This window comes from Leucobacter faecis (assembly GCF_054456635.2).
Genome location: NZ_JBTJEP020000021.1, coordinates 59,710 through 69,964 on the forward strand (window position 1 = coordinate 59,710; position 10,255 = coordinate 69,964).

Annotated in this window: 7 protein-coding genes, 2 tRNA genes and 1 pseudogene; 3 read left to right on the top strand and 7 right to left on the bottom strand. The window is 62.0% G+C overall.

Annotation, left to right across the window (positions count from 1 at the left end; translation table 11 throughout):
• Positions 1–79: 79 nt before the first annotated feature.
• Entirely contained in the window at positions 80–1,435 is a 1,356-nt protein-coding gene (locus ACXR2T_RS13905) for a GNAT family N-acetyltransferase (protein WP_458839776.1), read from the bottom strand.
• A gap of 50 nt (positions 1,436–1,485) precedes the next feature.
• On the opposite strand from ACXR2T_RS13905, the gene ACXR2T_RS13910 reads away from it, so the two are divergent.
• Entirely contained in the window at positions 1,486–2,529 is a 1,044-nt protein-coding gene (locus ACXR2T_RS13910; protein ID WP_458839774.1) for an LLM class flavin-dependent oxidoreductase, read from the top strand.
• 57 nt (positions 2,530–2,586) lie between these two features.
• On the opposite strand, the gene ACXR2T_RS13915 is transcribed toward ACXR2T_RS13910, so the two are convergent.
• From ACXR2T_RS13915 to ACXR2T_RS13925, 3 genes are all read right to left on the bottom strand, one after another.
• Positions 2,587–3,279 carry a DUF1345 domain-containing protein gene (locus ACXR2T_RS13915; RefSeq protein ID WP_458813213.1) on the bottom strand — a complete coding sequence of 231 codons (693 nt, stop codon included), beginning with the start codon at positions 3,277–3,279 and terminating at the stop codon, positions 2,587–2,589.
• An 86-nt stretch (positions 3,280–3,365) separates the two neighbouring features.
• A tRNA-Met gene (locus ACXR2T_RS13920) sits at positions 3,366–3,439 on the bottom strand.
• 29 nt (positions 3,440–3,468) lie between these two features.
• Positions 3,469–3,540, bottom strand: a tRNA-Thr gene (locus ACXR2T_RS13925).
• 154 nt (positions 3,541–3,694) lie between these two features.
• Here ACXR2T_RS13925 and ACXR2T_RS13930 point away from each other — a divergent pair.
• Positions 3,695–4,174: a hypothetical protein gene (locus ACXR2T_RS13930; protein WP_458813215.1), complete on the top strand. Its 480-nt coding sequence runs from the start codon at positions 3,695–3,697 to the stop codon at positions 4,172–4,174.
• A 38-nt stretch (positions 4,175–4,212) separates the two neighbouring features.
• Here the strand turns inward: ACXR2T_RS13930 and ribA are convergent.
• The 3 genes and pseudogenes from ribA to ACXR2T_RS13945 form a co-directional block, all read right to left on the bottom strand.
• Positions 4,213–4,821, bottom strand: a pseudogene (gene ribA, locus ACXR2T_RS13935) (GTP cyclohydrolase II); the annotation flags it as partial.
• A gap of 215 nt (positions 4,822–5,036) precedes the next feature.
• Positions 5,037–6,248, bottom strand: coding sequence for an ATP-binding protein (locus ACXR2T_RS13940; RefSeq protein WP_458839773.1), 1,212 nt, complete (start codon positions 6,246–6,248; stop codon positions 5,037–5,039).
• A gap of 187 nt (positions 6,249–6,435) precedes the next feature.
• On the bottom strand, positions 6,436–8,655 hold the full coding sequence (locus tag ACXR2T_RS13945; RefSeq protein WP_458839771.1) for an NADP-dependent isocitrate dehydrogenase: 2,220 nt from the start codon (positions 8,653–8,655) through the stop codon (positions 6,436–6,438).
• Positions 8,656–9,127: 472 nt separating this feature from the next.
• Here ACXR2T_RS13945 and ACXR2T_RS13950 point away from each other — a divergent pair, with 472 nt between their 5' ends.
• The gene (locus ACXR2T_RS13950) at positions 9,128–10,222 is read left to right on the top strand and encodes a CAP domain-containing protein (protein ID WP_458839769.1); all 1,095 of its coding nucleotides are present in this window, start codon (positions 9,128–9,130) and stop codon (positions 10,220–10,222) included.
• Positions 10,223–10,255 lie beyond the last annotated feature (33 nt).

Genomic DNA, 10,255 nt, shown 5'->3' on the forward strand with positions numbered 1-10,255 from the left:
TCTGCGATTCCGCTCACAAGCTCGCTACACGCAGAATGACGTCAGCGGATGACGAGGAAACGCGCAAATCGGGCGGCGGCTAGAAGACCCAGTTTGCGCCAGCAGACACCGGCCAGCTCCAGGCGGTCGCCGCTGCGAGTAGCGCACCCTCGCGCAGCTCACGCACGAGGCCCGCGTGTGCGAGCTGCGCGAGTGTGACCGTGCCCAGGTGCACGGCACCCAGCTCGCGAATGTCGAGTGCGAGGTCGGCGGCGGCATCGCTGCGAGTCACCCGTGTCTCTTCCCCCGGCGCGGCCTGCACCCGCCACGTACCCGCGTTATGCGGCAGCAGCTCGTCGGTCACCTCGAGCACCACGTCGACGGCGGTGGCGTAACGGCGCTCACTCAAGGCTTGGGGTAGGGCGAGAATGCGCAACCACTGCAGGTCGTCGGTGACGGGGGCCGCGGCGCGCGCGTCAACGAGCAGCGACATGATCGGGTCGTCTTGCGGCAGTGGCCCCACCTCGACGCGCGCGGTGAGGTCGAAGTCGAGCAGCGCACGCCACAGCCGGTGGGCGGCCGCGGCGTCTAGCGCAACCGCGTCGCGCACGCGCACCGTGCCATCGGCGACGTTGCGCTGCCACGACATGTCACGCCGAAACCGGGCGTAGGCGCGCGCGTTGCCGGCGCTGTCGCGCACGATGGCGAGCCGCTGCGCCTCGGCACCCGCCCTCAGCGCCGGTGCGTCCTCGTCTTGTGCGGCGCGCAGCTCTGGTGTCTCCCACGTGACCCATCCGGGTCGACCGATACCCCGCGGTTCGAGCGCGTAGCCCGCGTGCAAGCGCGCCACCTCGTCGCCGTGTACCGTCGCGTCCCACTCGTGCAGTTCGAGCGTCAGCTCGTCGCTGCCGACCTCGCCGCTGCCCGCCTCACCGCTGCCAGGCACGTCGCGCAGCGCCGCACCGCGCGCAATCGTGAGCGAGACCTGCGGGGCGGCCATACCGTAGCCAAAACGGCCGTAGATCGCTGCTTCGGCCGCGTTGAGCACCGAAATCGCTTCACCCCGTTCGAGGCAGTCGGCGAAGTGGTGGCCGATCATCTGCCGCAGCAGCCCCCGCCTGCGGTGTGCGGGGTGCACGCTCACGCCGGTGAGCCACCCGCAGGCCACCTGCGCGCCCGGCACTGGGTACGACGTGAGCCCAAACGTGCCGTACATGGCCGCCAACTCTGCCGCCGGTGTGGCGCGGCGATCCGGAGCAGCGGGCGACAGCGCAGCGGGCGACAGCGCGCTCGCCTCGATCGCCCACATGCGCCCCCAGGGCGTCGGGGGCGAGGCGAGCGGCAGCAGCTCGCTGGGCGGGGTGGGCGACGGGAACGTCCAGGACTCGAGGCGCAGCAGCGCGTCCTTGCGCTCGCGTGCCAGCGGAACAATGGGGGTGCCTGGTGCGCGGTTCATGGGTTAAGTATGGCGCGGAATACTCGCGCAGCGCGCGCGTTGCACTGGGCATGGCTTCCTCTGCGCACTCGACCCCGTCCTCGACCCCGCACTCGACCCCACTCGCTGCCCCGTCTTCGACCCCGCTATCGATTTTGGACCTGGCAACCGTTGAGGCTGGCGGCAGCATCGCCGACGCGTTTGCGCACTCGGTGGCGGTCGCGCAGCTCGCCGAGGCGAGCGGCTACTCGCGCATCTGGTACGCCGAGCACCACAACATGCCCTCGATCGCGTCGAGCGCGACCGCCGTGCTCATCGCGCACATTGCGTCGCAGACCGCCTCGATTCGATTGGGCGCCGGCGGTGTGATGCTGCCCAACCACTCCCCGCTCGTGATCGCCGAGCAATTTGGCACGCTTGCCGAGCTGCACCCGGGCCGCATCGACCTGGGGCTCGGGCGCGCTCCCGGCACCGACGGCGCGACGTTTCGGGCGCTGCGCCGGTCGCTGGCCGCCGCCGACGCGTTTCCGCAGGACGTGATCGAGCTGCAGACCTACCTGTCTGACGAGTTGCCGCGCACCTCCGTGAACGCGTACCCTGGCCGCGGCACGAAGGTGCCGCTCGTGATCTTGGGCTCGAGCATGTTTGGCGCGTCGCTCGCGGCGCAGCTCGGCCTGCCTTACTCGTTCGCGTCGCATTTTGCCCCGCAGCACCTCACCTCGGCCGTCGCGCATTACCGCGCCAGCTACCGCCCCAGCGAGGCCCACCCCGAGCCCTACGTGAGCGCTGGCGTGAACGTGGTCGCTGCCGCCACCGACGCCGAGGCCGAGGCACTGTTTGCCCGCACCGAGATCGATCGGGTGCGCAGGTTCTTGTCGCGCGGTCGCGACCAGGAGCTCACGGTCGCCGAGGCCACGGCCCTCATGGAGACGCCCGCTGGTCTCGAAATTCGCGGCATGCTGCGGCATACCGCGATCGGCGGGCCGGATCGTGTGCGTACGGAGCTTGAAGCTTTCGCGCGCTATGCCAACGCCGACGAGTTGATCACGGTGCACGCCGCGCCGACGCGTGCCGAGCAGCTGGAATCGGTGCGATTGGCGGCGCCTGCGATCTAGCGCGGAGTCGCGCGGTGTCGCGCCTTCCGGCCGCCACCCACCAAACCACGAACCGAGCTATGAGCCGATACTCGTCACGAGGTTGACGATCGTCGCGAGAATCACCGTGGCGAAGAGGAAGGCCAGCACGGTGTGGCCGATCACGATGCGGCGCACCTGATTGCTCGTCACGTTGGTGTCGGCCACCTGATAGGTCATGCCGAGGCCAATAGCGAAGTAGATGAAGTCGGTGTACTCGGGAGGCTCTTGCTGGTTAAACACGATGCCGCCGGTAACGCCGGTATCGCCGGGTGCGCACCTCGGTTTGGTGTCACCCGCTGCCGGAGCGTAGTAGACCCGGGCGTAGCGCAGCATGTAGTTGAACTGGATGAGCGCCCACGAGGTGGACACGCTGAGCACGGCGATCGCCGCGAGCATGTACTCGTGTTTGGGGTTGTGCGAGGCCTGTGAGTCTGCGATCACGAGCGCTACCGCCGCGAGGCTCACGATGCTACCCACCACTGACACCGTGTCGCTGAGGTTGCGGCCCGGGTCTTCGGCGACAGCGTGCTCTTGCGTTCGCTTCGCATCCATCGGCCAGAGCCGCATGAGCCCCCACACGACGTTCACGAGCGCAAAGACACCCCACCCAGCGACGATGCTAGTCGCGAGGTCTTCGGTGATCGAGACACCGAAGCCTGCAGCGAGGCCAGCAAAGATCGAGATGAGTGCGCGCAGGCGCGCGCGCGACCGAATAGAAAGCTGAGCCATGACCGCATCGTATCGTGCAGCGCGAAGCAAAGGCCACACCTGATACGCAAAAACCCCCGGGAAACCGGGGGTTTTACGCGACTCCGTAGCTGAGGCGGGACTCGATCCCGCGACCTCACGATTATGAGTCGTGCGCTCTAACCAGCTGAGCTACTCAGCCAAACTTGATCCAAGGACCAAAAGAGTCAGAGCCCCGAGCCAGGATTGAACTGGCGACCCCTTCCTTACCATGGAAGTGCTCTACCACTGAGCTATCAGGGCGAAGCCACCTTGCGGCGACAACTTGATTAGCGTAACAGGCATTTCGGCCAGCGCAAAAGTTGGCCGTGCATCGCGGGCGTGTCTCGCGCCTTCGCGCCAGCCAATCCCCCAGGCCGTCGCGGCTAACATGGAAGGGAACAAGGGAGCGATTGCAATGGGTCGTGTAGTCATGGTCGCGGGCGTCATCTTGGCGCTGTGGATGTCGGCGGGCCGCTGGCTGTTTGGCACGGGCGGCAGCCTCACATGGTGGTATCTGCCCTCGATTGGGCTGTGCTACGCCGCCACCAGCTTCTGGCTCATGCGCCGCATGTCGGTGACGCGCGCCCGCGGCAAGCGTACGGGCCGCGCGACCATCGTCACCCTCGTGGGTTCGTGGGTGTGCGCGATCGGCTTCGGGTTCCTCGTGCCCGACTATGTCGACGGCAGCCTAGAGTCCATCTTGAGCTACGCCGCCGGGTCAGACTTCTCGGGCGAAATGTCGATCGCACTGTGCAATCCGGCCGGCATCATCGCCTTCACGCTGCTCGGCGCGTCGATCGTGTTTGCCTACGCCGACGCCCGCGACAAGATCGCCCCCGAGGACGAAGAATGGGAGGGCGAGGGGCAAATGTCCCCCCATCCCTACACGCTCTAGGCGCCCTGCTGGCTTTTTGATCCGGATCGCCAGCGCGATTAACCCGCGACGGCCGCGGGCAGCTCGTGCCCCATGCGGTCACGCTTGGCTTCGAGATAGCCCACGTTCTCGGGGCGCACGCCCACGAGAAGCGGCTCGCGGCTCTCCACCCGCACCCCGTACTGGCCAAGCTGGGCGATCTTCTCGGGGTTGTTGGTGAGCAGCCGCACGCGATCAATCCCCAGGTCGGTGAGCATTTCTGCCGCGGCGTGATAGTCACGGGCGTCTGCTGGAAACCCGAGGGTGAGGTTTGCATCGAGGGTATCGACGCCGTCCTCCTGCAGGCGGTAGGCGCGCATCTTATTGGCGAGCCCGATCCCCCGCCCCTCCTGCCCGCGCAGGTAAATCACCACACCGCCGCGCTCTTGAATGAGCGCAAGCGCCGCGTCAAGCTGCGGGCCGCACTCACATTTCACGGACCCAAACGCCTCGCCCGTGATGCACTCGGAGTGCACGCGCACGAGCACACCGCCCTCGGGCTCAGCCCCACCCGAAGGCGGAGTAGCCACGAGCGCCATATGATCGACTCCAGCGAGTTCATCACGGTAGGCGACGGCGCGAAACGAGCCGTGCACGGTGGGCAGCGTGGTCTCGGTAACCCGCTCGACCGGCACGACGCGGGCGCCTGCAGCGGAGGCAGCAGCGCCACCGTCTACCGGGGTCGCCTGCAACGAAATGGTGGGCCCCTGAAGCTGTGGAGTTGACACGTTCTGTCTCCCTAAGCAGTAAATGAAACTCTATAATAAAGTTCTACCTCTCTTAGAGTATCACCGTTGGGCCGCTTGTGAAAATGTTGACCCTGCACACACCTTAGCCCCTTCGCCTACTCCCGTTTTCGCCGCGGAGGTGGCACGATTAACTCCGGGACCGCACGTAGCATGTACTTATCAAAGTCCGGGACAGTAAACGCGGCGTACCCATGTTCAGGCGTATACAGCAAACCCATATCAATAAGCTCTGCGCGAGTGGGCCCCAATTGCGAAGAATCTCGCCCCATTACCCTCGCCACATCGGCAGCCTTTTGCGGTTCAGGCCCTAGCTGCGCCATTGCTCGCATGTAGGCAGTCTGCAAGGGCGTTGCACGGTCGAGACGTACACGAAAGAACGAGCTATCCAGCTTAGCTTCATACGCTTCGACTGCACTTTGAACAGCATCGAGGGTGATCGATTGCCCGCATGCAAGCTCCCATGACTGAAACCCCAGTTCTTGAATGAAGTAGGGGTATCCCTTCGTGGTCGCTACTGCATATTTCAACGCAAGCGGCTCCCAAGCTACGCCTTCAAGTGCCGCAGGCCCGCTAATAGCTTCCTCAGCCTCTGCACTCCCCAACGATCCGATCGCCGGGAACTTGAAGAGCCTCTCGGCGTATGATTTCGCATCGCCCGCCAATTCAGCTATCTGAGGGAGCCCTGCCCCAACGAAAGTAATCGGCAAACGGCGCTGTACTGCCTTGTGGATCGCCTGTATGAGCGCTTCCAGCTGTGCACGGCGCAGAAATTGAACTTCGTCGACCGATAGAACAATTCCGCGCGAAGATTCCTTTGCTGCTTCCCCCAGACCCACGAACAAGTCCGTGAGATCCATCGCCAAGTCGCCGTGATCCGATACACCTTCGGCTGGAGCAATGTCCCATCCGAGTGTCCATGCACCTACGCTGTCCAATGAGAGCGAGAACGAGGTGAGCGCACCAGCGGCACGTTCAAATCGGTCAGTCCATTTTGAACGCGGAGACAGTCGCAAAAGCGCGGCTTTCAATTTTGACGCAAGTGTTCTTCGGAAGGAAGCCTCGTCATATTTACTCGCCTCAATCTCAACCACTTCCCACGACCGGCCAGCAGCAATCTCAGCAAGCTCATTAAGCAGCACCGTCTTACCAACGCCACGCAAACCGGTAATTATGAGGGACTGACTGGTCCGACCCTTTTCAAGACGCTGCAGCAACATCTCAAATGCACGCGTTTGCTCTTCGCGACCAACGATCACATCTGGCCTGGCCCCCGCGTTTGGCGTATAGGGGTTATTGACGCTATCCATCGCCTCAGATTACATAGGTTACCTAGCTTTATCAAGAAGAGATAAAACTACCTAAAACAACTAAAGTGAATAAAAATACTAATTAAATCGGGGCACGCACGCGAGCCACTCGGTCAAAAAGAAGACCCCGGTGGCGCCGCATGTGAGCGGCGCCACCGGGGCCCAGAATCCTACGAAGCGTACGGGGTTACGCGATCGAGTCGATGATCTCGTTCAGCGTGGCCGACGGGCGCATCGCCTTCGTGACGAGCGCCGCATCGGGCATGTAGTAGCCGCCGGTCTCGACCGGCTTGCCCTGTACGGCGATGAGCTCTTCAACGATCTGCGCTTCCTTCGAGGTCAGCTGCTCAGCGATCGGCGCAAATGCCGCCTGAAGCTCTGCGTCGTCCGTCTGCGCCGCGAGCTCCTGCGCCCAGTACTGAGCGAGGTAGTAGTGGCTGCCACGGTTATCGATCGTGCCGATCTTGCGGCCGGGCGACCGGTTCTCTTCCAGGAAGGTGCCGGTAGCGCGGTCAAGCGTCACTGCGAGAACGCCCGCCTTCGCGTTGCCCGTGAACTCGCCGTAGTGCTCGAGCGAGGCAGCGAGCGCGAAGAACTCGCCGAGCGAATCCCAGCGCAGGTAGTCCTCTTCTTCAAGCTGCTGCACATGCTTGGGGGCAGACCCACCCGCACCAGTCTCGAAGAGGCCACCGCCAGCGAGCAGCGGAACGATCGAGAGCATCTTGGCGCTCGTGCCCACCTCAAGAATCGGAAACAGGTCGGTCAGGTAGTCGCGCAACACGTTACCCGTGACCGAAATGGTGTCTTCCCCGCGGCGCATGCGCTCGAGCGAGTAGAACGTCGCATCGGTCGGCTTGAGGATCTTGATCGCGAGACCCTCGGTGTCGTGATCCGCGAGGTACGTGTTGACCTTTGCGATCAGGTTCGCGTCGTGCGCACGGTCCTCGTTGAGCCAGAACACGGCGGGAGCACCGGTTGCTCGGGCACGCGTGACAGCGAGCTTTACCCAGTCGCGAATCGGCAGATCCTTCGTCTGGGTTGCACGCCAGATATCGCCGGCCTCGACCTCGTGCGAGAGCAACACCTCGCCCTCGCTGCCGACAACCTCGACGCGGCCTGCGCTAGCGATCTCGAAGGTCTTATCGTGGCTGCCGTATTCCTCGGCGGCCTGGGCCATCAGGCCCACGTTCGACACACTGCCAATCGTGGCCGGATCGAGCGGACCGTTGGCAATAACGTCCTCGATGGTGGCCTGGTAAACCCCGGCGTATGAGGAGTCAGGAATCACGGCGATGGTGTCATCTTCAGCGCCAGAGGCGTCCCAGAGCTTGCCGCCGTTGCGTACGAGCGCGGGCATCGACGCGTCAACGATCACGTCGCTAGGCACGTGCAAGTTGGTGATGCCCCTGTCGCTGTTGACGTACGACAGGCGTGGGCCGCTGGCAATGCGTTCGGTAATTTCGCTCTTGATCGCTTCGCCGCCGGGCACGCTATCGAGGCCGGCCAGGATCGAGCCGAGGCCATTGCGCGGCGTGAGACCAGCCTGCGCGAGCGCAGCACCGTGCTTCTCGAAGATGTCGGCGAAGTATGCGGTCACGGCGTACCCGAAGAGGATCGGGTCACTGACCTTCATCATGGTGGCCTTCAGGTGCAGTGAGTAGAGCACGTTCTCGGCCTGTGCCTGCGCAATAGTCTCGGCAAGGAATGCCGAGAGCGCCTTAGCCGACATGAAGGTCGCGTCGAGGACCTCACCCCGCAGCACGGTCAGCTCGTCCTTCAAGACGGTCTCGGTGCCGTCGGCCGCGACGAACCGGATCTTGAGAACGTCTTCGTCGGCGAAGACCATCGACTTCTCGTTCGAGAAGAAGTCGTCGTGCCCCATGGTGGCGACACGCGTCTTTGAACCCTCACTGAACGGCTTGTTCAGGTGGGGGTGCTTGTGCGCATAGTTCTTTACTGACTTGGGAGCGCGGCGGTCGCTGTTTCCCTCACGCAGCACGGGGTTTACGGCAGAGCCCTTGATCTTGCCGTAACGCGAGAGAATGTAGTGATCTTCGACGCTGCTCGGCTCATCGGGGTAGTTCGGAACGTCGTAGCCCTTTGCCTGCAGCTCTGCGATCGCGGCTTTCAGCTGCGGAATCGAGGCCGAGATGTTTGGAAGCTTAATAATGTTCGCTTCGGGCTCGGTGACAAGCGCTCCCAGCTCGGCAAGCGCGTTACCGGTCTGCTGCTCCTCTGTGAGGTTCTCTGGAAACTCGGCGAGGATACGCGCAGCCAGCGAGATGTCGCGCGTTTCAATTGCGACGTTACCCACACGGGTGAACGACTCGACGATTGGAAGGAACGATGCGGTCGCGAGTGCGGGAGCCTCATCAGTGTGTGTGTAGAGGATTACAGATTCAGTCACGACGATTATTTCTCCAAATCGAAAAACGGGCACGAGTTCTACTGCCAGCTTAGCCGTCTTGTCAAAAAGTATTTCGACATAGAGACAAATCGAGCCGCCGACTCCACCGCGTTACCGGGCGTCCACCTACTCAAACCCATGGGACAATTACGAAGGTGAGTCGGTCATCGTGTTCGCCGAGTTTTCCAGCCAGCTCGAATGGGGCAATTTCCTGGACTTGCTCGACGGTTACCGCCAGCTCAAACGGAGTGGCCCCCGAGCTTGGGAAGCCTGCAAACGCAGACTCACCGGCGGTATCCACGAAATGCTCGCTAGTGACAAGCTGCAGAAACCTACTGCATGAACCATCGAAAACTTCAGCCATGCACACCTATGCGCCAGCCGAGCTTACACTTTCGATTTCTGTTTGAAACTCCACGAAGGACTCCGTAATATGGGCGCTGTTAAGTGCCACCTGCGGGGGAGACAGCTAGTGAAGAACAAGATCATGAAGACCATGCTGACGGGTGTGGCCGTTGTAGCTATCTCAGTTACAGGCCTGGTGACTGCCGCTCAGCCTGCTCAGGCTACCGAGCTTGATCAGGTTGTTGAAGTCACTGAGGTTACTGAGACTCAGGTTGAGCAGATCACTGACGCACCTGTTGAGACGGAAGCACCTGAGGTTGCTGAAACTGTTCAGGAAGAAGTTGTTGAAGCACCTGTAGTAGAACAGCCCGAGGTTGAGGCTGCACGAGCAGAGGTGCCTGTGGCAGGCGCAACTCAGGGTGCCCCTCTTGCTGAAGGAATTGCAGTAGCAGGTGCCCCAGTCGCTGCATCAGCCACTCGTATCGCTCAGGCTAAGTATGATGTTCTGTCTGCCACGAACAAGCACCGCCAGAATGCTCGCCTACAGCCTGTATTTGCGAACGCTGAACTGGACAAAATTGCTCAGGATTGGGCTAACTACCTTGTTCGCACGGGCAATCTCTACCACAATGGCGCACTCCCCAGTCAAATGAATGAAACTGGTGGGATCTATGTCATGAAGGGTGAGAACCTTGCTGAGGGTCATCGTAATGGCACTGAGGCAGTAACGGGCTGGATGAACTCAGATGGTCACCGCAAGCAGATCATGAACAGTCTCCACAACCGTATGGGTGCTGGTGTGGCTTACCGTAATGGCACTCGCCCTGTTTATGTGCAGGTGTTTGGTGAGCTGCAGGGCGGCACTGACACTCTGATGACTTACCCGAAGCCTGGCACGGATGCTTCGTCGCCTTTTGTGGATATGGATCGTAACAGCAACTTTTTCAAGGAGATTAAGTGGATGTTCGATAACAAGCTCACGACTGGCACCAAGACTCCTGAGGGTGTGAAGTATATGCCGAAGAATGGCATGAGTCGTGAAGCAATGGCTGCGTTCATGTATCGCATGAGTGGTGATACGGGTTACAAGCCGAACGGTCGTAAGCCTTTTGCTGACATCCCCACGAACCACAAGTTTTACAAGGAAATCTCGTGGATGAAGGATAACGGCATGACCACGGTGAGTATTCGGACTTCTGAGCACCGCCAGTATTCCGGTTGAGCACCGCCCGCTGAAGCGCAGTTATTGTCTGGT